The sequence below is a fragment of the Aeribacillus sp. SP014 genome, assembly GCF_054055575.1.
This window is the reverse complement of record NZ_JBSRXI010000001.1, coordinates 2,869,703-2,890,858: the sequence shown is the minus strand read 5'-3', so window position 1 is coordinate 2,890,858 and position 21,156 is coordinate 2,869,703. Positions and strand designations below refer to the sequence as shown.

Annotated in this window: 23 protein-coding genes, 1 riboswitch and 1 other annotated feature (1 of these 25 running past the window's edge); of the genes, 20 read left to right on the top strand and 3 right to left on the bottom strand. The window is 39.2% G+C overall.

Going from position 1 to position 21,156, the window contains the following annotated elements:
- Positions 1–9 precede the first annotated feature (9 nt).
- The 4 genes from prmA to deoC all read left to right on the top strand — a co-directional run bounded on the left by prmA (position 10) and on the right by deoC (position 3,793).
- On the top strand, positions 10–945 hold the full coding sequence (gene prmA, locus ACVIJU_RS14130) for a 50S ribosomal protein L11 methyltransferase (RefSeq protein WP_063388027.1): 936 nt from the start codon (positions 10–12) through the stop codon (positions 943–945).
- An 11-nt stretch (positions 946–956) separates the two neighbouring features.
- A complete protein-coding gene (locus tag ACVIJU_RS14125) occupies positions 957–1,712 on the top strand; it encodes a 16S rRNA (uracil(1498)-N(3))-methyltransferase (RefSeq protein ID WP_066250567.1) in 756 nt (251 codons plus the stop codon).
- A 5-nt stretch (positions 1,713–1,717) separates the two neighbouring features.
- Positions 1,718–3,064: a tRNA (N(6)-L-threonylcarbamoyladenosine(37)-C(2))-methylthiotransferase MtaB gene (gene mtaB, locus ACVIJU_RS14120; protein WP_063388029.1), complete on the top strand. Its 1,347-nt coding sequence runs from the start codon at positions 1,718–1,720 to the stop codon at positions 3,062–3,064.
- Positions 3,065–3,133: 69 nt separating this feature from the next.
- Positions 3,134–3,793: a deoxyribose-phosphate aldolase gene (gene deoC, locus ACVIJU_RS14115; protein ID WP_063388030.1), complete on the top strand. Its 660-nt coding sequence runs from the start codon at positions 3,134–3,136 to the stop codon at positions 3,791–3,793.
- Positions 3,794–3,867: 74 nt separating this feature from the next.
- Here deoC and ACVIJU_RS14110 read toward each other — a convergent pair whose 3' ends face one another.
- Positions 3,868–4,815 carry a Na/Pi symporter gene (locus ACVIJU_RS14110; RefSeq protein ID WP_456687696.1) on the bottom strand — a complete coding sequence of 316 codons (948 nt, stop codon included), beginning with the start codon at positions 4,813–4,815 and terminating at the stop codon, positions 3,868–3,870.
- Positions 4,816–5,157: 342 nt separating this feature from the next.
- Here ACVIJU_RS14110 and rpsU point away from each other — a divergent pair, with 342 nt between their 5' ends.
- Together rpsU and ACVIJU_RS14100 are read left to right on the top strand one after the other, a co-directional pair.
- On the top strand, positions 5,158–5,331 hold the full coding sequence (gene rpsU / locus ACVIJU_RS14105; RefSeq protein ID WP_063388032.1) for a 30S ribosomal protein S21: 174 nt from the start codon (positions 5,158–5,160) through the stop codon (positions 5,329–5,331).
- Positions 5,332–5,350: 19 nt separating this feature from the next.
- Positions 5,351–5,797 carry a GatB/YqeY domain-containing protein gene (locus ACVIJU_RS14100; protein ID WP_063388172.1) on the top strand — a complete coding sequence of 149 codons (447 nt, stop codon included), beginning with the start codon at positions 5,351–5,353 and terminating at the stop codon, positions 5,795–5,797.
- A gap of 478 nt (positions 5,798–6,275) precedes the next feature.
- Here the strand turns inward: ACVIJU_RS14100 and ACVIJU_RS14095 are convergent, their stop codons facing one another.
- Entirely contained in the window at positions 6,276–6,830 is a 555-nt protein-coding gene (locus ACVIJU_RS14095) for a YkoP family protein (RefSeq protein WP_094246242.1), read from the bottom strand.
- A 142-nt stretch (positions 6,831–6,972) separates the two neighbouring features.
- On the opposite strand from ACVIJU_RS14095, the gene ACVIJU_RS14090 reads away from it, so the two are divergent.
- Complete coding sequence (locus tag ACVIJU_RS14090) at positions 6,973–8,082, top strand: MGDG synthase family glycosyltransferase (protein WP_144596761.1); 1,110 nt, start codon at positions 6,973–6,975, stop codon at positions 8,080–8,082.
- Between the two features lie 47 nt (positions 8,083–8,129).
- Here the strand turns inward: ACVIJU_RS14090 and thiC are convergent, their stop codons facing one another.
- Positions 8,130–9,872 (bottom strand): phosphomethylpyrimidine synthase ThiC, encoded by a 1,743-nt coding sequence (gene thiC, locus ACVIJU_RS14085; RefSeq protein WP_063388035.1) that lies wholly within the window; start codon positions 9,870–9,872, stop codon positions 8,130–8,132.
- 135 nt (positions 9,873–10,007) lie between these two features.
- Positions 10,008–10,123, bottom strand: a riboswitch (TPP riboswitch).
- 192 nt (positions 10,124–10,315) lie between these two features.
- Here thiC and ACVIJU_RS14080 point away from each other — a divergent pair.
- The 13 genes from ACVIJU_RS14080 (at position 10,316) to recO (ending at position 20,991) form a co-directional block, all read left to right on the top strand.
- Positions 10,316–11,599 (top strand): NfeD family protein, encoded by a 1,284-nt coding sequence (locus ACVIJU_RS14080; protein WP_456687695.1) that lies wholly within the window; start codon positions 10,316–10,318, stop codon positions 11,597–11,599.
- Positions 11,600–11,615: 16 nt separating this feature from the next.
- On the top strand, positions 11,616–12,608 hold the full coding sequence (gene floA, locus ACVIJU_RS14075) for a flotillin-like protein FloA (protein ID WP_066247540.1): 993 nt from the start codon (positions 11,616–11,618) through the stop codon (positions 12,606–12,608).
- Between the two features lie 28 nt (positions 12,609–12,636).
- Positions 12,637–13,014, top strand: a complete 378-nt coding sequence (locus ACVIJU_RS14070) for a hypothetical protein (RefSeq protein WP_144596765.1) — start codon at positions 12,637–12,639, stop codon at positions 13,012–13,014.
- 63 nt (positions 13,015–13,077) lie between these two features.
- Entirely contained in the window at positions 13,078–13,362 is a 285-nt protein-coding gene (gene yqfC / locus ACVIJU_RS14065) for a sporulation protein YqfC (RefSeq protein WP_456687694.1), read from the top strand.
- Positions 13,363–13,372: 10 nt separating this feature from the next.
- Positions 13,373–14,566, top strand: coding sequence for a sporulation protein YqfD (gene yqfD, locus ACVIJU_RS14060; RefSeq protein ID WP_063388040.1), 1,194 nt, complete (start codon positions 13,373–13,375; stop codon positions 14,564–14,566).
- A 3-nt stretch (positions 14,567–14,569) separates the two neighbouring features.
- Positions 14,570–15,532, top strand: a complete 963-nt coding sequence (locus ACVIJU_RS14055) for a PhoH family protein (RefSeq protein WP_063388041.1) — start codon at positions 14,570–14,572, stop codon at positions 15,530–15,532.
- A gap of 60 nt (positions 15,533–15,592) precedes the next feature.
- Entirely contained in the window at positions 15,593–17,725 is a 2,133-nt protein-coding gene (locus ACVIJU_RS14050) for an HD family phosphohydrolase (protein WP_063388042.1), read from the top strand.
- The gene (gene ybeY / locus ACVIJU_RS14045; RefSeq protein ID WP_066247546.1) at positions 17,722–18,198 is read left to right on the top strand and encodes an rRNA maturation RNase YbeY; all 477 of its coding nucleotides are present in this window, start codon (positions 17,722–17,724) and stop codon (positions 18,196–18,198) included. The genes ACVIJU_RS14050 and ybeY overlap by 4 nt, the downstream gene beginning before the upstream one ends.
- Positions 18,199–18,200: 2 nt before the next feature.
- Complete coding sequence (locus ACVIJU_RS14040; protein ID WP_066247547.1) at positions 18,201–18,560, top strand: diacylglycerol kinase family protein; 360 nt, start codon at positions 18,201–18,203, stop codon at positions 18,558–18,560.
- 98 nt (positions 18,561–18,658) lie between these two features.
- Complete coding sequence (locus ACVIJU_RS14035; RefSeq protein WP_063388045.1) at positions 18,659–19,057, top strand: cytidine deaminase; 399 nt, start codon at positions 18,659–18,661, stop codon at positions 19,055–19,057.
- Positions 19,050–19,955, top strand: a complete 906-nt coding sequence (era, locus tag ACVIJU_RS14030) for a GTPase Era (protein ID WP_063388046.1) — start codon at positions 19,050–19,052, stop codon at positions 19,953–19,955. Before ACVIJU_RS14035 ends, era begins: the two co-directional genes overlap by 8 nt.
- Positions 19,956–20,067: 112 nt before the next feature.
- Positions 20,068–20,208 carry a YqzL family protein gene (locus tag ACVIJU_RS14025; protein WP_065095532.1) on the top strand — a complete coding sequence of 47 codons (141 nt, stop codon included), beginning with the start codon at positions 20,068–20,070 and terminating at the stop codon, positions 20,206–20,208.
- A 30-nt stretch (positions 20,209–20,238) separates the two neighbouring features.
- Positions 20,239–20,991, top strand: a complete 753-nt coding sequence (gene recO, locus ACVIJU_RS14020; RefSeq protein WP_066247548.1) for a DNA repair protein RecO — start codon at positions 20,239–20,241, stop codon at positions 20,989–20,991.
- 116 nt (positions 20,992–21,107) lie between these two features.
- Positions 21,108–21,156: a binding site (T-box leader), on the top strand; it runs 125 nt beyond the window's last position.

The following is a 21,156-nucleotide window of genomic DNA, read 5'->3' as shown; positions in this document are numbered from 1 at the left end:
GTTACTAAAATGAAGTGGTCAGAGATTAGCATCCATACAACGGAAGAAGCGGTTGAACCTATCTCTAATATTTTACATGAAGCGGGTGCTGGTGGAGTAGTTATTGAAGATCCGTATGATCTTATAAAAGAAAGAGAAGATCAATATGGAGAAATATATCAGCTTGATCCTGAAGACTATCCTGATGAAGGTGTCATCATTAAAGCGTACCTTCCTGTGAATAGCTTTTTAGGCGAGACGGTGGAAGGGATAAAAGAACGGATAAATAACCTGCTGTTGTATGATATTGATTTGGGGCGGAACCATATTACAATTAGTGAAGTTAATGAGGAAGAATGGGCTACCGCTTGGAAGAAATATTACCGTCCTGTGAAGGTTTCAAAAAAATTTACGATTGTCCCCACATGGGAGCTGTATGAACCTGCTCACACCGATGAACTGATCATTGAATTGGATCCTGGTATGGCGTTTGGAACTGGAACCCATCCAACAACAGTTCTCTGCATACAAGCACTTGAAAAAAAGGTGCAAAAGGGAAATATTGTAATTGATGTCGGTACAGGGTCAGGCGTATTGAGCATCGCGAGTGCTTTGCTGGGGGCCGATAAAGTCATCGCACTTGATTTGGATCCAGTTGCAGTGGACAGCGCGCGATTAAATGTTAAATTGAATAAAGTGCAGCATCTTGTTCAAGTCAAGCAAAACAATTTGTTGGACGATATCGATGTTAAAGCGAACGTAATTGTTGCAAACATATTAGCTGAAGTCATATTGCGATTTGTTCGTGATGCGCATGAGCGTTTAGAAAACGGCGGTTATTTTATTACTTCCGGAATTATTCAAAACAAAAAACACGAAGTGGAGCAAGCTTTAATCGAAGCTGGTTTTACGATTGAAGAGACGATGACGATGGAAGATTGGGTCGCCTTTATCGCAAAAAAATAGAGGGATTGAAGATGCAGCGTTATTTTATTCATTATGCAAAAAAAGAATTAACTGATATTATTGACATCACCGGGGAAGATGTCCACCACATTTCCCGGGTGATGCGGATGAAACAGAATGATCAAATTATATGTGTAACAAAGGATGGATATTCAGCCCTTTGCCAAATTGTTCAAATATCTGCCGATAAAGTATGCTGTTCCATTTTAGAGTGGATCGAGAACAATTCAGAGCTTCCGGTAAAAGTGATATTAGCGAATGGGCTGCCTAAAGGGGATAAATTGGAGCTCGTCATTCAAAAAGGGACGGAGCTTGGTGCTTCCAAGTTTATCCCTTTTAATGCTGCTCGTTCAATTGTAAAATTAAATGAAGGTAAAATAAATAAAAAATTAGAGCGGTGGAATAAAATTGCGAAAGAAGCTGCGGAACAGTCACATCGGACCATAATTCCTGAGGTGACGAAGCCAGCTTCATTAAAGGATGTCATTTCTTATGCTGCATCAGCCGATGTAAAAATTGTCGCTTATGAAGAGCATGCAAAAAAAGGTGAAACGAGCAATTTATTTCGTGCTTTAAATTCTTTGCAGCGGGGAGGATCATTATTCGCTGTTTTTGGACCAGAAGGAGGTTTTACAGCCGAGGAGATTAAGCAGTTATCCGATAACGGCTTTCTTTTATGCGGGCTAGGTCCGAGAATATTGCGGGCGGAAACGGCTCCTCTTTATTTATTATCTGCAGTATCCTATCATTTTGAACTGTCGAGGTGAAAAACATGCCGACTGTTGCTTTTCATACATTAGGATGTAAGGTAAATCATTATGAAACAGAAGCTATTTGGCAGCTATTTAAAGAAGCGGGATATGAGCGCCGGGATTTTGAAGCGATTGCGGATGTATATGTCATTAACACTTGTACGGTGACGAATACAGGTGATAAAAAAAGCCGCCAAGTAATACGGAGAGCGATCCGCAAAAACCCTGACAGTGTTATTTGCGTTACAGGTTGTTATGCGCAAACGGCACCCGCAGAAGTCATGGCTATTCCTGGGGTTGATATCGTTGTCGGTACACAAGATCGAAAAAAAATGCTCGATTATATTGAGCAGTTTAAGAAGGAGCGCCAGCCGATCAACGGTGTGACAAACATTATGAAAGCTCGGGTATTCGAGGAGATGGACGTACCTTCCTTTACAGACCGGACGCGGGCGTCTTTAAAAATACAAGAAGGCTGCAATAATTTTTGCACGTTTTGTATTATTCCTTGGGCACGCGGTCTCATGCGGAGCCGGGATCCAAAAGAAGTGATTAAACAGGCTCAAAAGCTGGTGGATGCTGGATATAAAGAAATTGTTTTAACCGGCATCCATACAGGAGGATATGGGGAAGATTTAAAAGATTATAATTTTGCGCAGCTTCTTCGCGATATTGATGCTGAAGTGAAAGGATTAAAGCGGCTTAGAATTTCTTCAATTGAAGCGAGCCAAATAACTGATGAAGTAATTGAAGTGCTGAAAACGTCCGATAAAATTGTCCGCCATTTGCATATACCGCTTCAATCAGGATCAAACAGCGTCTTAAAGCGGATGCGCCGTAAATATACGACGGAATTTTATGCTGAGCGTCTGAAACGGCTGCGGGAAGCTTTGCCTGGGCTTGCGGTAACTTCTGATGTGATTGTAGGTTTCCCGGGTGAAACGGAAGAAGAATTTATGGAAACATACAACTTTGTTAAAGAACACCGTTATTCTGAGCTTCATGTTTTCCCTTATTCGAAGCGGACAGGAACACCAGCTGCCCGAATGGAAAATCAAGTTGACGAAGACATAAAAAACGAACGCGTACACCGGCTGATCGCATTAAGCGATCAACTAGCAAAAGAATATGCCTCAAAATTTGAGGGACAAGTACTGGAGGTTATTCCAGAAGAACCTTATAAAGAAGCTCCAGACAGCGGCAAATATGAAGGATATACGGACAATTATTTAAAAGTTGTTTTTCCGGCGACGAAAGAGATGGTTGGGAAAATTGTGAAGGTGAAATTAACTAAGGCTGGCTATCCATATAATGAAGGACAAGTAGTCCGTATAGTCGATGAAGACTATTTACAGAAGTCTTCTTAATCTAGCTTTTTCTTGTGTAAAACAGACTTTGATGTAAGCTGTACCACTTTTTATGAAGGGAGCCTTCTCATGAAAAGGGATATTGCGAAGTATATTGACCATACTGTTTTAAAGCCGGATGTCACGCAGGCAGATATTGAAAAGCTTTGTTTTGAGGCGAAGGAGTACGGATTTGCATCTGTCTGTGTTAACCCCGTATGGGTGGAAACAGCAGCTAATTTGCTGCAAAAATCAGATGTGAAAGTTTGCTCAGTGATTGGTTTTCCACTTGGAGCAACAACTACTGAAGTAAAGGCATATGAAACGACAGAGTTGGTTCAAAAAGGTGCAGCGGAATTAGATATGGTGATAAACATCAGCGCATTAAAGGATCAGCGTTATCATGCAGTTGAAGAAGATATTCGTGCTGTCGTTGAAGCGGCAAACGGAAAAGCTTTGATAAAGGTGATTATTGAAACATGTCTATTAAATGTTGATGAGAAAAGAAAAGCGTGTGAGCTAGCTGTAAAAGCCGGAGCAGATTTTGTCAAAACATCGACAGGATTTTCTACCGGTGGTGCAACAGTTGACGATGTGAAGCTTATGCGTGCAGTAGTAGGTCCGAAATTCGGCGTGAAAGCATCTGGCGGAATCCGCGATTATAAAACTGCGATCATGATGATAGAAGCCGGTGCGACAAGAATTGGTACTAGTTCTGGAGTGGCGATTATAAAAGGAAGTGAACGTTAATCTATTATAATCACAGAATTGCTGGATTTTTTACATTTAGTTTAAAAAAAGTTTTCCCGCAGTTTGTTGCGGGATTATTTTTTTATCCATGCTGAAATAGTTTTTGTCCACCATAATACAAAATTTGCATATTGATTCGCAAACGGGAGAATGATTAAAGAAGTTATCAGGTTAAAAATCAGACTAAAGTGAGCGATTTGGAAATCTGGTTCATTTGTTAACAATTTTAAATTATTTGCGAAAAAAGGAATAAGCGGAACGAACAGGATCACTCCAAACACATTCAGCCAAAGATGGGCAAAAGCAGTATATTTCGCTTCTTGTTTAGAGCCGATCGAGGCCAATAAAGCTGTAATGCAGGTGCCGATATTTGCGCCGAGAACAAAAGCTAATCCTGTTTCTAATGGCAGCAGCTGTTCGTTCATAAAGCTCATGACAATTCCGATTAATGCAGTTGATGATTGAATAATTCCGGTGAAGACCGCGCTTATTCCGACAGAAAAAAGCAAATGGTCACTCGATTTGGCAAGCAGATCAGACATAACCTGCAGGTCAGACAAAAGAGAAGCAGCTTTTTCAAACCCGTTCAAAGCTAAAAAAATACACGATATGCCGAAGCATGAACAGCCTAATGAAAATAAAATTCTGTTTTTAAAAAGCATGAGAAGAAGAGAAATTGCAAACATCATCCCTAAATAGTCATCTATTTCAACGGCTAGAAATTCGGTCGTAAAGGTCGTCCCGACATTGGAACCTAAAATAATTCCAATTGCATCTTTAAACTTTAACAAACCAGCGGAAACAAAACTAACTGTAATCACCATCACTAGAGAACTGCTATGAACAAGAGCTGTTGCAATCATGCCGGTTAGAAAGGATTTGATTGGGGCATTCGTGCAGTTGTACAGCCATTTCTCTAGCTGCCTATGGGACATTTGCTGAAATCCGTATTTCATCATTGCCATTCCGCAAAAAAATAAAAGGAAACAAGAAAAACATAATAACAGCAATTGCATTCCCATGAAAACCACCTCATCAACAGTCTATGGACAAGGTGTCACAATAAGACCTTATGAACGAGTAATTTTTTTCAATCGAACTAGTTATATTTTTTCAGACAGCTGTTTAGCGGCTTTCAAACGATCTTGAATCATTTCCTCATATACATGATGAATTTGGAAATTCTTCCATACAAAAGCTGATATAAAACAGTCTTGTAAACCTGTCCGGTAAAAAAAAGTCATAAGGAATAGGAAAGATGTTTTGAACATTGACCAAATAAATCGATTATATTATACTAACTTAGTAAATGTTCTTTTTGATAAGGAACATGAACTGGCTTTGTTCGGAGGGAGGGAAAAAGGATGTCTAAAACGATCGTACGTAAAAACGAATCGCTTGAGGATGCTCTTCGCCGCTTCAGACGCCAAGTATCAAAAACTGGTACTTTGCAGGAATATAGAAAGCGCGAATTTTATGAGAAGCCTAGCGTAAGACGCAAGAAAAAATCTGAAGCTGCAAGAAAGCGTAAATATTAAAAGAGGGTGTATATTAATTATGGGTCTTCTTGAGCGTTTAAATCAAGATATGAAGCAAGCGATGAAAAATAAAGAGAAAGATCGCCTTTCAGTCATTCGCATGGTAAAAGCATCCTTGCAAAATGAAGCGATTAAACTCGGAAAAAGTGAGTTGACTGAAGAAGAGGAATTAACGGTACTTTCTCGAGAATTAAAGCAACGTAAAGACTCCCTCCAAGAATTTGAAAATGCAGGTCGTTCAGATTTAGTTGAAAAAGTGAAAGCTGAAATTGCAGTAATAACTGAATATATGCCTGAGCAATTATCTGAAGAGGAATTAATACAAATTATTAAAACAACAATTTCGGAAGTGAACGCAACGTCCAAATCCGATATGGGGAAAGTAATGGGAGCCGTTATGCCAAAAGTAAAAGGAAAAGCAGATGGCTCGCTTGTCAATAAATTGGTTCAGGATTTGCTTTCATAATTCGAGTAAAAAGCTTGCCGCTTTCTATGTGCGGCAAGCTTTTAAGTTTTTGCAGCGGATTCATCCTATGGACTGCGGCAGTCGATTAATGAATGTAGCTGCCTTGCAATTCATCAATAGTGGTTCAGTTGTTGATAGCAAGCTTGTCGGCGAAAGAATATAGCTGCTATGCAAATGTCCGCAAAAAATTGAGCAGAGGGCAACAATGAAGGAAAACATTCGGAAAGATCGCTGATCTCAATGAAGATTATCGGGAAAATACGGCGGCAATAAAGGAAAACCTATCGAAAAGAGCACACGTCTATCTAGCTGTGAGAACAGGGAAAAACGACAGCACTATTTGCTCTGAAAGGGAAAGGATTTATTTCGGAGTTAACCCAAATATTTTCATTGAAACCTCAATGGGATCAACATGACGGAGCGTATAAGCGGCGCCTGAGCTGTTCATACGCTCTTTTTTGATGAAGGGAAAACCGTTCTATCCATATAGTTTGAGCAGTTTTTCTTTTGACATCATTAAATATTTCGGCGGCCGCTTCAAGCTATCGAAACGATATTGAATGATTAAATACATAGGGGTAAATGTCAAAAGCTTATACCATTTATAAAATGGATTTTGAATGGCAAACGTTTCAAAGCCCAGCCGTTCAGAGCCTTTATTTAAAATAGTTATTCCAATAATCCCTTTCACATTGTGAAATTGTGAATGATTCCGCAAGTATTGAACGATATTTGGCAGCCCTTTTTCTGTTTTAGAGTAAATGTATCTTCCTTTTTGAATTTCGCTCTTAAAATGATTCAGTTCCTTCATTAAATAGACGTTATGAAGATGTATTTTTAACAGAAGATCATTTTTTTTAATTTTTGTACCGTCTGAAAGAATTATTTCCCTTCCTTTATATTTTGTCAATCGAACCCGGAAAATGTCACGATTATTCTCCTTGTCCCTCACATACTCAAGCCGCGAACAAAGGTAATAAATGGGATCCAATAGGCACCAAAACTTAAAAAAACAATATCTCAACCTTCCCATTTGCAACACCTTTCACTTTTTTTCTTACAGTTTATTTTTTAGCATACGAATTGTTTTTATTTATAAAAAATTTTTTTCGAATAGCCATGCGAAATTAAGAAAAAACTTTTAAAGAACTCCATCAATAACAATGGTGAGCGATATGAAAAAAATTTTATATCTTCCTTTTTTGACCATACCTTCAGGCCATCATCAAACAGCTGATGCCCTAATGGAAGGGTTGTTACGGCTTGATCCTGACATTCATTGCGAAAAAATGGACCTTTTGTCATCGAAATTTGGAAAAATAGAAAGGCTGATATCTTCCTTTTATTTGCAATGGATTGGCCGTTTTCCTAAATCATACAGCCATATGTACCACAGGTCAGTGCTCGCGGAACAAAAGAGCGCCAAAAGGTTTTTCCATTATGAGGCACTTTTTCTCCGGCATTTAAAAAAGATCATTGATGAATTGAATCCGAAAATGATTGTTTGTACCCATGCTCTTCCTTCCTACTTACTTGCCAGGCTGAAAGCCTCTTCTCAAATCAACATCCCTGTTATCAATGTATACACAGATTTTTTTATTCATCACCTTTGGGGAAAAAGAGAAATTGACTATCATTTTGTCGGTCACTCATATATGAAAGATTATTTGCTCGAAAAAGGTATAAAAAAAGAACAGATTTTTGTTACAGGGATTCCTATTCACCCAAATTTTACAAAAAGGAAAGATGAACATGTACATAGCATGCGCTTTTATCGAGGATTAATTTCGGGAGGAAGTTCAGGCGTCGGTTCAATAGAGAAGATAACGGAAAAAATCAGCCGCGATGATGATATCCATTATATGGTGTTATGCGGAAAAAACAGAAAGCTTTATGATCGATTAATAAAACAAAACCATCCACGAATTACTCCTTTACCTTACATCTCTTCAAGAGAACAAATGAACGATCTGTACAATCGCGTCGATTTTATCATGACAAAGCCCGGGGGTGTGACAATCAGCGAATGTTTATACAAAAAAATTCCTATATTTGTATACCACACTCTTCCAGGACAGGAAGAAATAAATTTGGAGAAATTAACAAAATTCGGGATGGTGTTTGATTTTCGAAATTGGCAAGAGGAAACAAATATTTCGGCCTCCATTATTCGAGCGCTGCAATCTAAGCAGCTATCAAAATTTTTATCGAAAGTGGATGAATATCATAAAAGTTTAGCTCCGATTGAACCAGCGGGATTGATCAAACGTTTAATGAATGAATAGCTCCTGGAAGCCATTAAAGCTTCTAGGAGCATTAGTTTGAAAATTATTTATCGATAAAGGGATGACCCGCCCTCTATAAATTCTTTTGCTTTTTGCCTCAAACCTTCCTGAACGAAATCAGAATCACTTGAACCGGCCATTTTTCTTAAATTGTGGGAAATTTTCATCGAGCAAAATTTTGGACCGCACATAGAACAAAAATGGGCAATTTTCGCTCCTTCTGCCGGCAAAGTTTCGTCATGATATTCGCGTGCCCGTTCAGGATCGAGAGAAAGATTAAATTGGTCGTTCCAGCGAAATTCAAAACGGGCTTTTGATAAAGCATCATCCCTTATTTGGGCGCCTGGATGCCCTTTTGCCAAATCTGCGGCATGGGCTGCAATTTTATAAGCAACAACACCTTGGCGCACATCCTCTTTATTGGGAAGGCCTAAATGCTCTTTCGGAGTTACATAACATAGCATGGCCGTTCCGTACCAGCCGATCATGGCTGCTCCAATGGCTGACGTAATATGATCATAGCCGGGAGCAATATCGGTTGTTAATGGACCGAGGGTATAAAAAGGAGCCCCCTTGCAAATTTCATTTTCTAAATCAACATTTTCTTTAATTTTATGCATCGGAATGTGCCCAGGGCCTTCGATCATGACTTGGACATCATGTTTCCAGGCGATTTCCGTCAATTCACCGAGCGTTTTCAATTCGGCAAATTGCGCTTCATCATTGGCATCTCGAATAGATCCGGGACGCAAGCCGTCACCTAATGAAACGGCAATATCATATGTTTTTAAAATTTCGCAAATCTCTTCAAAATGAGTGTATAAAAAGTTTTCTTGATGATGCGCCATACACCACTGCGCCATGATCGAACCGCCGCGGGATACGATTCCGGTCGTCCGTTTGACGGTCAAAGGGATATAGCGAAGCAGCACGCCGGCATGTATAGTAAAATAATCGACCCCTTGTTCTGCTTGCTCAATTAATGTATCACGGTAAATTTCCCATGTTAACTCTTCAGCAACACCATTAACTTTTTCGAGCGCTTGGTAAATCGGGACGGTTCCAACCGGCACGGGCGAGTTGCGGATGATAAATTCTCTTGTTGCATGAATATTTTTTCCTGTTGACAGGTCCATAATTGTGTCAGCGCCCCAGCGGATGGCCCAAAGCATCTTCTCAACTTCTTCTTCGATTGACGATGTTACAGCTGAATTGCCAATGTTGGCATTAATTTTTACATGAAAGTTCCGGCCGATGATCATCGGTTCACTTTCCGGGTGATTAATGTTGGACGGAATAATGGCCCTGCCGGCAGCGACTTCTTGACGAACGAATTCAGGATCCATGTTTTCACGAATCGCCACAAACTCCATCTCTGGGGTGATGATCCCCTTTTTTGCATAGTGCATTTGTGTAACGACAGCACCTTTTTTTGCTTTGAAAGGCTTTCGATGAAAAGGTGTGGCAATATTGTGATCTTCCCAATTGCGAAATCCATTATCTTCAGGCTTTACCTGGCGCCCGTCATATTCTACAACATCATGACGGTCTAAAATCCACTGTTTGCGTACAGCCGGCAAACCTTTATGAATATCTGCCTGAAAATCAGGATCTGTATAGGGACCGCTCGTGTCATAAACCTTTACAGGTTCATTTTCAAACGTTCCCGCTTCCGTTTTCGTGGGAGTTAATTGAATTTCCCTCATCGGAACCCGAATATCGGGTCTTGACCCAGTCACATAAATTTTTTTGCTTGCTGGAAACTGCATGTTTTCGAAATAATGTTTCATTTTTCTCCTCCTCCATTTTTTTATCTGAAGATGTGCATAGAAAAATAGGAGGGGAGATGGGATGTGAAAAATAAAAACGGGTTCGCTTTAGCACGAACCCGATCAATTCAATATAGAAAAAGAAGGCAATACAAATACTCCCGCTACCTACTTCCCTACGCTGGCATCATCCAGATCAGGTTCAAAGGGTTGAAGAACTTCAGGCGCGTTCTTCTCTCAGTCCAGCTAATTGGACACCCCTAGTAGATGGTTATATATTTTTTTTAATAGTAACATAATATGAAAAATAATGAAAATATTTTTTCGTTTCATGATGTTTGTAGAATTGTTGATTTTTGAAACTTTCTGCGCAATTGTCCGTAATAATATTAGGCAAAAAATAAGGGGGGAGAGGCCTGAAATCAAACAATAAGTTTTTCGCTATTTGCGCTCTGCTGCTCATCTTGTCGATTATTTGTGCGTCTTTTGATGCCAAATCAGCTGAAGGGAAAACCGTTTATTTTATTCCGATTGAAAATACAATTGAAAAAGGATTGGTGCATTTTATTAAACGATCCATTCAGGAGGCGGAAAAAGAAAAGGCGGATGTCATTGTTTTTGAATTGAACACTCCTGGCGGTGCTTTAGAGGCAGCGATAGAAATAGGCAAAATGATTATGGATACAGATATCAAAACAATCGCTTATGTAAATAAACATGCGATTTCTGCAGGGGCTTATATAGCATTAAGGGCTGATCAAATATATTACCATCCTGGCGGTACCATTGGGTCAGCGGCTGTCATTGACTCCAATGGCAATGCTGCAGAAGTAAAAGTGCAATCGTTTTGGAAAGCAGAGATGAGAAATGCTGCTGAGCTTCATGGCAGAGACCCTATGTTCGCTGAGGCGATGGTAGACAGCAGCTTGAATATGCCCGAATATGGTGCAGAAAAAGGAGAATTACTAACATTAACAGCAAAACAAGCGATGGAAGTCGGGTATGGTGAAGGCATCGCCAAAAGCCGGGCAGAGCTTTTGAAATCGATCGGAATGGAAGGTGCAAAAATCCAAGAGACTGAGGAGACGTTTGCTGAAAAAATAGCCCATTTTGTAACAAACATGTATACCATTCCGATATTATTAACGATTAGCGGTTTAGGATTTGTGTTAGAATTGTACACTCCTGGGTTTGGCATTCCTGGTTTTATTGGACTATTGGCGCTGTTTTTGTTTTTCTTCGGTCATTTTATTGCAGGGCTTGCGGGATTGGAAACGGTTGTTTTGTTCGTGCTTGGGGTTCTGCTTATAATTGCAGAGTTGTTTGTTCCAGGAGGAATTATTGGAGCAATCGGTTTTCTTTCAGTCCTTTTAAGTTTATTTTTAGCAGCTGATCATATAGGACATATGGCGGTTTCTCTTTTTATTGCCGGTTCCATTTCGATATTCACAATATTCATTTTGTCAAAGGTGATTGGTAAGCGTATGAAATGGTTTAAAAAAATTATTTTAAATGATTCAATCAGCACGGAGAAAGGTTATGTATCCAATCAAAATCGTACAGATTTAATTGGGAAAACGGGTGTAACTGTGACTGCTTTACGGCCGGCAGGAACAGTAATGACCGATGGAGAGGAAAGATTGGATGTTGTGACAGAAGGGACGTATATTGAGAAAGGAAAAAAAGTGAAAATTGTTAAAGTAGAAGGCTCACGAATTGTTGTGAGAGCTATTAATGAAAATGAATAGGAGGTAGGTATGTCACATGGATGTATCATTTTTTCTTTTACTAGGTCTTATCGTATTAGGTCTTATTTTGCTTGGCATCTTGTTCTCTTTTGTGCCGATTATGCTCTGGATTTCCGCTCTGGCAGCTGGCGTTCGCATCAGTATTTTGACTCTTATTGGAATGAGGCTGCGCAGAGTCATTCCAAGTCGAGTGATCAATCCGTTAATTAAAGCGCATAAAGCCGGCCTTGATGTCACAACAAATCAATTGGAAAGCCATTATTTGGCAGGAGGGAATGTTGATCGAGTTGTCAACGCATTAATTGCAGCTGAAAGAGCTAATATTGAATTGAGCTTTGAACGTTGTGCTGCGATTGATTTAGCGGGAAGAGACGTGCTTGAAGCCGTTCAAATGAGCGTAAATCCGAAAGTAATCGAAACCCCGTTTATTGCAGGGGTTGCCATGGACGGAATTGAAGTGAAAGCAAAAGCCCGCATCACGGTGCGAGCCAATATCGACCGGCTTGTTGGCGGTGCCGGGGAAGAAACGATTATCGCACGTGTAGGTGAAGGAATTGTCAGCACCATTGGTTCTTCTGATGATCATAAAAAAGTGCTGGAAAACCCTGATATGATTTCGCAAACAGTTTTAAACAAAGGACTCGATTCAGGAACAGCCTTTGAAATTTTATCCATCGACATCGCGGACGTTGACATCGGCAAAAACATCGGTGCGATCCTGCAGACAGATCAAGCGGAAGCAGACAAAAACATCGCGCAAGCTAAAGCGGAGGAACGCAGGGCGATGGCGGTGGCAAGAGAGCAGGAGATGCGCGCTAAAGTTGAAGAAATGCGGGCAAAAGTTGTTGAGGCGGAAGCGCAAGTTCCGCTGGCAATGGCGGAAGCTTTAAAATCAGGAAATATTGGAGTTATGGATTATATGAACATCAAAAACATTACCGCTGATACAAATATGCGTGATTCTATCGGAAAAATGACAAAAAACTCTGCTGGTGATGAAGAAGAATGATCTTTCTGTCCATCAAAGGAGGTGTCATATGGAAATATTTGAAAATCCGCTGTTCATTGTTATTTTAATCGGGATTATTTCTTCTTTGTTTGGCAGAAATAAAAAAGATCAAGAGCAGCAGAAAAAAAGGAAACAAGCTGCAAAACAAATAAAACAAAGGGTTAAAAATGTTTCGACAAGCCCTCCAAATGAATGGAATCAAATTCAAAATGTACACACAGGCCTATCCAGCCAACTAAAAAAAGCTGAAAAAGACAAATCGAATATGAAATCTTTTCATAATAAAAATAAAAAACAGAAACCATCAGCTTTACACATGCATTCAGCTGCAAAAGGAGTCATTTGGAGCGTCATTTTAGATGAACCCCGATCCAAAAAGCCCCATCGGTCGAATTTCATAAAATAAATGAATTAATGGTGTTAATCCCCTTTTGTCTCTCATAAATATGAGGATGAAGGGGGTTCTTTTATGGGCAAAAAATGGCATCAGCGAATAAAAAGCATATTGACAGAAGGATTGCAAATACCAGCTGACGTCATGATGGATCTTCCCCGTGTTACGATGATCGGTACATTGCATATATATATAGAAAATCATAAAGGACTGCTTTCTTTTACAGATAAAGAGATTCGAGTTTTGCTGCAGCAAGGCCAGATGCTCATTAAAGGAAGCGATTTTGTGATGAAAGTGATATTGCCAGAAGAGCTCCTTGTAGAAGGGAAAATTGAACAAGTATTATATATTGATCAGTAGGGGGATCGGGATGCGGAACAATTGGTTGTTATATTTTACAGGCTTCGTTCAGGTAATAGCGGAAGGAACCGGCTCAGAAAGAATGTTGAACGATTGCACGCGGCTTGGCATTGTCACAATAAATGTAAAGCGGCTGGAAAACGGTGCAATTTCTTTTTTTATACGCCTTAAAGATGTACAGGCTTTACGAAAAGTAGTTCGTAAACATGAATGTAAGTGCACCTTTCACCAAAGGATAGGATTTCCATTTTTATTAAAAAAATCATGGAGAAATTTTGGTTTTGTTATTGGAATTGTTCTGTTCATTGCCATTACATTTCTTTTATCCAACATGATTTGGCATATTGAAATAAAAGGGGCTAGTCCGAAAACAGAGCATTTAATACAAAAAGAATTGGACAAAATAGGAATTAAAAGAGGGACGTTTCAGTTTTTGACATCGAGCAATCAAACAGTTCAAAATCGTTTGATGAGCCAAATAGATGATATAACATGGATCGGTGTCAAATTAAAAGGAACGACATATTCTCTGGAAGTAGCCGAAAAGAAAAAAGAGCAAAAAAGCAAAGTGGAGGGGCCGAGGCATTTAGTGGCCGCGAAGGAAGCTGTTATAGCAAAAATGTATGTTGAAAAAGGACAACCTTTAGTAGACGTTCATGATTTTGTTAGAAAAGGACAAATATTAGTTTCCGGTGTAGTTGGAGAAGGTGATAAAATACGAAAAGTGGCAGCAGACGGAGAAATATTAGGCGAAACTTGGTATATTTCAACAGTGGAGGTGCCGCTTCAAACAACTTTCCAGTTATTTTCAGGAAAGTCAGTCACGAAGCATTTTCTCTCCTTTCGTTCTTTTTCCCTTCCTATTTGGGGGATGTTTCGCAATGATGAATCGGAATATCCGCAATATGCGGTGGAGAGAGACGAGCGTCCATTAAAATTTTTAAAATGGGATCTTCCAGTTAACTATAAGAAAGAAACGATTCGTGAGACGGAAACCTTTCACAGAAAATATTCTGTGGATGAAGCGAAACGGCAAGCGATTGCTGCCGGGAAAAATGACTTATTTCGAAAACTTGGAAAAGATGTCAAAATTGTTGGCGAAAAAGTTTTGCACGAAGACGTCGAGAATGGTAAAGTAAGATTGAAAATACACTTCCAAGTTATTGAAAACATTGTAAAAATAAAACGGGTTCAGGGAGATTAGAGAATGACAGAAGATTTAGTCACAATCAGCCAGAGTTTAGAAAATCCGAATGAAGCCATTAATTTATTTGGGATTCATGATGTTCATTTAAAAAGAATTGAAGAAGAGTTAAACGTATCGATCATTTCGCGCGGTGAAGCGGTATATGTTTCAGGAGATAAAGAAAAAGCTGAACTGGTTGAAGACATCTTGAAATCCCTTCTTTCGGTTATTCGAAAAGGAATTTCGATTAACGAACAAGACGTACTTTATGCAACAAAAATGGCGAAAAGTGGGAAGATCGATGAATTTGAATCCCTATACGATGAAGAAGTTGCGAAAAATGCAAAAGGAAAAACCATTCGTGTAAAAACGCTAGGTCAACGAAAGTATTTTCAAGCAATTAAAACGCATGATTTAGTATTTGGAATCGGTCCAGCAGGAACAGGAAAAACGTTTCTCGCTGTTGTCATGGCCGTCCATTGCTTGAAAAATGGGCTTGTAAATAAAATCATATTAACGCGGCCGGCCGTTGAAGCTGGTGAAAATTTAGGTTTTTTGCCCGGCGATTTAAAAGAAAAGGTAGATCCTTATTTAAGACCTTTATATGATGCTCTACACGATATTTTAGGCGTGGACCATACGGAGCGCTTGTTAGAAAGAGGAGTTATTGAAATTGCTCCATTGGCGTATATGCGCGGAAGAACACTTGAGGATGCGTTCGTTATTTTAGATGAAGCGCAAAATACAACAACTCAGCAAATGAAAATGTTTCTAACCCGTTTAGGCTTTGGATCCAAAATGGTCATTACAGGCGACCTGACACAAGTGGATTTGCCAAAAGGAGTAAAATCAGGACTGCTTGAAGCGAATGAAAAATTATCAGGCATTCGGGGCATTTCATTCGTATATTTAAAGGAAACTGATGTCGTGCGGCACCCGCTCGTTTCAAAAATTATTGAGGCTTATGAAAAAGATGATCAGTAAGACCCGCTCATCATGACCGGGTCATTTTTTGCATAGAATTGATCGGAGGTGCTGTGACAAATGAAAAGAAAAATGGATCGCAAAGACAGGAAACAGCCGATATTCCATTTTTTGAAAAAAATGCAATCCCTTCATCTTTTCTTATATCCCGTTATTGGAGTAATTTTGTTTACCGTTTTATACAGCAATGTAGAACCGGACACGTTTGATGCCAAATTATTTTCAGTATCCGACCAAACGATTTACGCACCTGTTACCGTTGTCGATAAGGAAATGACGGAAAAGAGAAGAGAAGAAGCTGCTGAAAGCGTGGAAGATCAATATGTGCTAAAAAAAGAATATGCGGACAACAGTGTGGATTTGGTCGAATCTTTATTTGATGCCATCATGGAGGCTTCTTCTAATGCCGAAATGAGCAGCAAAGAGAAGCTTGACAGGCTTAAAAGCAGTTTAGGAGATATGTATGATAAATATCCTGAAAGCGTATATACATCGTTGTTAAGTGCAAATGAAGGACAGCTTACGCTGGCGAAAGATGCGGTTGTTACGGCTGTCAATGAAACGATGAGCGAGCCGATTCCGGCTGAAAAATTAGAAGAAGCGAGAAACAAAGTGAAAGAACGGCTTCAAAACGTGAATTTGCCGGATAAGATACGCTCAGCAGCTGAAGAGATTGGACGCAGCGCAATTATTTCCAATTATGTATTTGACCCAAAATCAACAGATGAAAAGCGGGAAGAAGCAAAAGAAAAAGTGCAGGAGGTTCAAATTAAGCAAGGTCAAATTATAGTCGAAGAGGGCCAATTAATTGACAGGGAAGTATATAGAAAGCTGGAATTGTTGGGCCTTTTAGATAATAAGTACACATTTCAGCCGATCATTGGTCTTTTCATTTTAGTCTTATTAGTGATGATCTATCTTGCATATTTTTTTGAAAAAGAAAAGAACTCGTTCTTTACGAGTAAAAACCAGTCATTGCTTCTCTTTACCATCATCCTAGCGATAACGTTAACGGTCATGAAGATTATCAGCTTATTTCAAAAAATGGACTATTCTCATATCGGCTTTATTGTCCCGGTGCTGATGGGAGTCATGTTGACAAAGCTTTTGATTAATGACCGCCTTGCGTTCGTGACAAGCATTATATATGCTTTTTGCGGAAGCTTGATTTTTAATGATGGAGTCACTGGCACATTTAATTTTACAATTGGTCTTTACTACTTATGCGGGTGCATCGCAGCCATTCTGTTTCTAGGGGAACATAACGTCCGTTCGAAAATTTTACAAGCTGGTCTTTTCGTTTCGGCTGTTAATATTGTTGTGATCACCGCTATTTTATTCATTCAAAATGGAATTTATTCGAATCTAGAGATCGGTTCTTATTTTCTTATGGCGATTGTATCAGGTGTTATCTCTTCCGTCTTGACAATCGGTTTAATGCCTTTTTTTGAATCAGGTTTTGGCATTTTATCGACGATGAAGCTGATTGAACTGTCGAATCCGAATCATCCTTTATTAAGGAAAATATTAACGGAGGCGCCTGGTACTTATCATCACAGTGTAATGGTGGCCAATCTAGCCGAGGCTGCTTGCGAAGCGATCGGTGCGAATGGATTGTTGGCAAGGGTTGGAAGCTACTATCACGATATCGGCAAGACGAAACGGCCGCGCTATTTTATTGAAAACCAAATGAACATGGAAAATCCGCATGATAAATTGTCCCCTCAGCTAAGCAAAAACATTATTATTGCTCATGCTGAAGAGGGAGCAGAAATGTTAAGGAAGCATAAAATGCCGAAAGAATTTATCGATATTGCTCTGCAGCATCATGGAACATCGCTTTTAAAATTTTTCTACCATAAAGCCCAAGAAAATAGTGATCAGCCTATTTTGGAAAGTGAGTTTAGATATCCGGGTCCGAAGCCGCAAACGCGGGAGATTGCCGTTATTTGTATCGCTGACAGTGTAGAAGCAGCTGTTCGTTCAATGAAAAATCCGATGCCCGAAAAAATTGAAAAGCTTGTTCGTTCCATCATAAAAGATAAACTTCAAGACGGGCAATTCGATGAATGTGATATAACGTTTAAAGAGCTTGAAACGGTGGCAAAAATATTGTGTGAAACATTGAAGGGGATTTTTCATTCAAGAATTGAATATCCGGAATTTCATGAAAAGAAGGTGAAGAAAACATGACATTATCCATTGACATTTTCGACCAGACGGAAACACTCTCTTCTGAGGAAATAGAAACGATCGAAAATTTGCTGCAATTTGCTGCTTTAGAAGAACGTGTTCCCAAAGATTCGGAAGTATCTGTAACCTTTGTTACTAATAAAGACATTCAAGAGATCAATCGGGATTACCGGGGAAAAGATCAGCCGACTGATGTGATTTCATTTGCGCTTGAAGAAACAGGAGAAGATGAAGTGGAGATCCAAGGTGCTGATCTCCCCCCTCATTTAGGGGATATCATTATCTCAATAGAAAAAGCGAAAGAGCAAGCAGAAGAATACGGCCACTCATTTATGAGAGAGCTCGGATTTTTATCTGTTCACGGCTTTTTGCATTTATTAGGTTATGATCATATGACAAAAGAAGAAGAAGAAAAAATGTTTTCAAGGCAAAAGGAAATTTTAGAGAAATTTGGATTGAAAAGAACAGGATAAACATGAAGACTTTGTTGAAAAGTTTTTGTTTTGCCGTACAAGGAATAGCTGCAGCCTTCCAATCCGAGCGGAACTTTAGAATTCATGTGACAGCTGCGATCATCGTGATCGCAGCCGGATTATTTTTCAACATTAGCTTAATTGAATGGATTGTCATTCTCCTATTAATTGGCGGAATGTTAGCTTTAGAGCTGGTCAATACTGCCATTGAACGAATCGCTGATGCTGTGTCGAAAGAATTTCATCCTCTGCTTAAAACTGCAAAAGATGCAGCTGCAGGAGCAGTATTGGTTTATGCAGCCGTTTCGGTTGTCATCGGATTCATCATTTTTGCCCCCAAAATAATTGAAGTTTTTTCGTGAAAAATGTAGAATTTTCTGAAAAAATAAACGTGAAATTAAATGAAAAATGATGTAAAATAATGAGTATAAGCTGCAACGTAAACGAAAGGAAGGAAGCTATGGACTCCCATCAACTGATTGAAGAAGCAAAAAGAGCAAGAGAATTTGCTTATGCACCTTACTCTCGATTTAAAGTAGGTGCAGCACTTCTGACAAAGGATGGAAAAGTATACAAAGGATGCAATATTGAAAACGCAGCTTATTCCATGTGCAATTGTGCCGAGCGCACTGCTATATATAAAGCGGTTTCAGAAGGTGAAAATGAATTCGCAGCTATTGCCATAGTTGCGGATACAAAGCGCCCTGTATCGCCATGCGGCGCTTGCAGGCAAGTCATAGCAGAGCTCTGTCCTAAAAATATGAAGGTGATTTTGGCGAATCTTAACGGAGACTATAACGAGCTAACAGTTGAACAACTATTACCAGAAGCATTTACATCGGAGGATTTACATGAATAAGACAAAATTTAAATCAGGATTTGTATCAATCATCGGCCGTCCGAATGTCGGCAAATCGACTTTTATTAACCGTGTAATCGGTCAAAAAATTGCGATTATGAGCGATAAACCTCAAACAACGAGAAACAAAATACAAGGGGTTTATACGACGGAAAACTCACAAATTATTTTTATCGACACTCCCGGTATTCATAAACCAAAGCATAAATTGGGCGATTTTATGATGAAAGTCGCTCAAAATACGCTCAAAGAAGTGGATCTAATTCTGTTTATGATTAATGCTGAAGAAGGATTAGGCCGCGGTGATGAATATATCATGGAACGATTGAAGGAAACCGATACTCCTGTATTTTTAGTTGTCAATAAAATCGATCGGGTTCATCCTGATGATTTATTGCCGCTTATTGACCAATACAGGGAAAAGTTCGAGTTTCAGGAAATTGTTCCAATTTCTGCCCTGCAAGGAAACAACATTGAAACGTTGCTAGGGCAAATTGAAGCGTATTTGCCGGAAGGTCCGCAATATTATCCTAGTGATCAGGTGACAGATCACCCGGAACGTTTTATCATTTCTGAACTAGTTCGCGAAAAAGTATTGCATTTGACAAGAGAAGAGATCCCGCATTCTGTCGCAGTTGTTGTTGATTCTATTGAAAAAAGAGAAAACCATGCAGTATATATAGCTGCAACAATTGTTGTGGAACGCAACTCTCAAAAAGGTATTATCATTGGGAAGCAAGGAAGAATGTTGAAAGAAATTGGGAAAAGGGCAAGGGTTGACATTGAAAACTTGCTCGGATCAAAAGTCTTTTTAGAGCTGTGGGTCAAAGTGCAAAAAGATTGGAGAAATCGCCTGTCGCAATTGCGAGATTTTGGATTTAGGGAAGACGAATATTAATTGACTTGAAGGAAGTTAGAAATATTTTCAAAACATGAAAATGAGTCAAAAAGGCTATGATAACAATGAATTGGATATAGCTTAGGAACAACGACAGAAAGGTGGGGACAATATGTTAGATTTTACCTGGAAAGTATTCACGTTTACAGGTAATATTGACACATATCTCCTTTTTAAAGAGCTTGAAAAGGAGCGCACGAAAGATTGTCAAATGAAGGAAGAAGAGCGGACTGAGGTTGATCTCCCTGTTTAGTAGTGCTGTATCCAATAGGATGGTGGAGAAATGCTTGTAAAGACGGAAGGAATTGTCATTCGTACAACGGAATATGGTGAGACCAATAAAGTTGTTACAATATATACAAGGGAGTTTGGGAAAGTTGGTGTAATGGCACGGGGCGCAAATAAACCGAACAGCCGCCTCGCAGCTGTTACCCAACTTTTTACGTATGGAAATTTTTTGTATCATCAATCTTCTGGATTGGGCAATTTAAGCCAAGGAGAAATCATTTCCGCTTTTAGAGAGATTAAGGAAAATATTTTTTTGACTGCATATGCTTCATATATTGTAGAGCTCCTTGATAAAGGAACAGATGAAAAAGACAGAAACCCTTTTTTGTTTGAGCTCTTATTTCAAACACTTCATCTGCTGAATGAAGAAAAGGATGCGGAAATTTTGACCAATATATTTGAAATAAAGATGCTCAACGTTCTCGGTTTATATCCCGAATTAAACAAATGTGCAGTAAGCGGCGAAACAAACGGACCGTTTCATTTTTCATTAAAAGAAAACGGATTGATTTGCAGCCGCTGTTTTGAAAAAGATCCTTATAGGCTCAATATTTCTCAGAAGACAGTGAAGCTGTTGCGGCTGTTTTATTCTATTGACTTAAACCGCATTGGTCAAATATCCGTCTCTGCTGAAACAAAAAAAGAACTGAGATTTGTTCTTGATCAATATTATCAGGAATATGCAGGTTTATCGCTGAAATCGAAAAAATTTTTAAATCAGCTTGACAGTTTAAAAGAAATGTTGTAAACCATATACATGGATGTGAAACCTTTCAAATGAAGGATTTATCCCCCCTCATGCTGTTAGAAAAAGCGATTTAATGTCATGTAATGAGCGGAAATGATACATGTCAAATTGAATAATAAAATGCGATGAAGGAAAAGAGTACCTGCAATCTTCATAGAAAGCGAC

Coding starts and splice junctions, on each gene's coding strand:
- ACVIJU_RS14070 (WP_144596765.1), top strand. CDS start 12,637: ATGGAAATATTTGAAAATCCGCTGTTCATTGTTATTTTAATCGGGATT.
- era (WP_063388046.1), top strand. CDS start 19,050: ATGAATAAGACAAAATTTAAATCAGGATTTGTATCAATCATCGGCCGT.
- ACVIJU_RS14040 (WP_066247547.1), top strand. CDS start 18,201: ATGAAGACTTTGTTGAAAAGTTTTTGTTTTGCCGTACAAGGAATAGCT.
- floA (WP_066247540.1), top strand. CDS start 11,616: ATGGATGTATCATTTTTTCTTTTACTAGGTCTTATCGTATTAGGTCTT.
- prmA (WP_063388027.1), top strand. CDS start 10: ATGAAGTGGTCAGAGATTAGCATCCATACAACGGAAGAAGCGGTTGAA.
- yqfD (WP_063388040.1), top strand. CDS start 13,373: ATGCGGAACAATTGGTTGTTATATTTTACAGGCTTCGTTCAGGTAATA.
- recO (WP_066247548.1), top strand. CDS start 20,239: ATGCTTGTAAAGACGGAAGGAATTGTCATTCGTACAACGGAATATGGT.
- yqfC (WP_456687694.1), top strand. CDS start 13,078: ATGGGCAAAAAATGGCATCAGCGAATAAAAAGCATATTGACAGAAGGA.
- ACVIJU_RS14055 (WP_063388041.1), top strand. CDS start 14,570: ATGACAGAAGATTTAGTCACAATCAGCCAGAGTTTAGAAAATCCGAAT.
- ACVIJU_RS14050 (WP_063388042.1), top strand. CDS start 15,593: ATGAAAAGAAAAATGGATCGCAAAGACAGGAAACAGCCGATATTCCAT.
- mtaB (WP_063388029.1), top strand. CDS start 1,718: ATGCCGACTGTTGCTTTTCATACATTAGGATGTAAGGTAAATCATTAT.
- ybeY (WP_066247546.1), top strand. CDS start 17,722: ATGACATTATCCATTGACATTTTCGACCAGACGGAAACACTCTCTTCT.
- thiC (WP_063388035.1), bottom strand. CDS start 9,872: ATGAAACATTATTTCGAAAACATGCAGTTTCCAGCAAGCAAAAAAATT.
- ACVIJU_RS14100 (WP_063388172.1), top strand. CDS start 5,351: ATGGGTCTTCTTGAGCGTTTAAATCAAGATATGAAGCAAGCGATGAAA.
- ACVIJU_RS14090 (WP_144596761.1), top strand. CDS start 6,973: ATGAAAAAAATTTTATATCTTCCTTTTTTGACCATACCTTCAGGCCAT.
- ACVIJU_RS14035 (WP_063388045.1), top strand. CDS start 18,659: ATGGACTCCCATCAACTGATTGAAGAAGCAAAAAGAGCAAGAGAATTT.
- deoC (WP_063388030.1), top strand. CDS start 3,134: ATGAAAAGGGATATTGCGAAGTATATTGACCATACTGTTTTAAAGCCG.
- rpsU (WP_063388032.1), top strand. CDS start 5,158: ATGTCTAAAACGATCGTACGTAAAAACGAATCGCTTGAGGATGCTCTT.
- ACVIJU_RS14025 (WP_065095532.1), top strand. CDS start 20,068: ATGTTAGATTTTACCTGGAAAGTATTCACGTTTACAGGTAATATTGAC.
- ACVIJU_RS14125 (WP_066250567.1), top strand. CDS start 957: ATGCAGCGTTATTTTATTCATTATGCAAAAAAAGAATTAACTGATATT.
- ACVIJU_RS14095 (WP_094246242.1), bottom strand. CDS start 6,830: ATGGGAAGGTTGAGATATTGTTTTTTTAAGTTTTGGTGCCTATTGGAT.
- ACVIJU_RS14110 (WP_456687696.1), bottom strand. CDS start 4,815: ATGGGAATGCAATTGCTGTTATTATGTTTTTCTTGTTTCCTTTTATTT.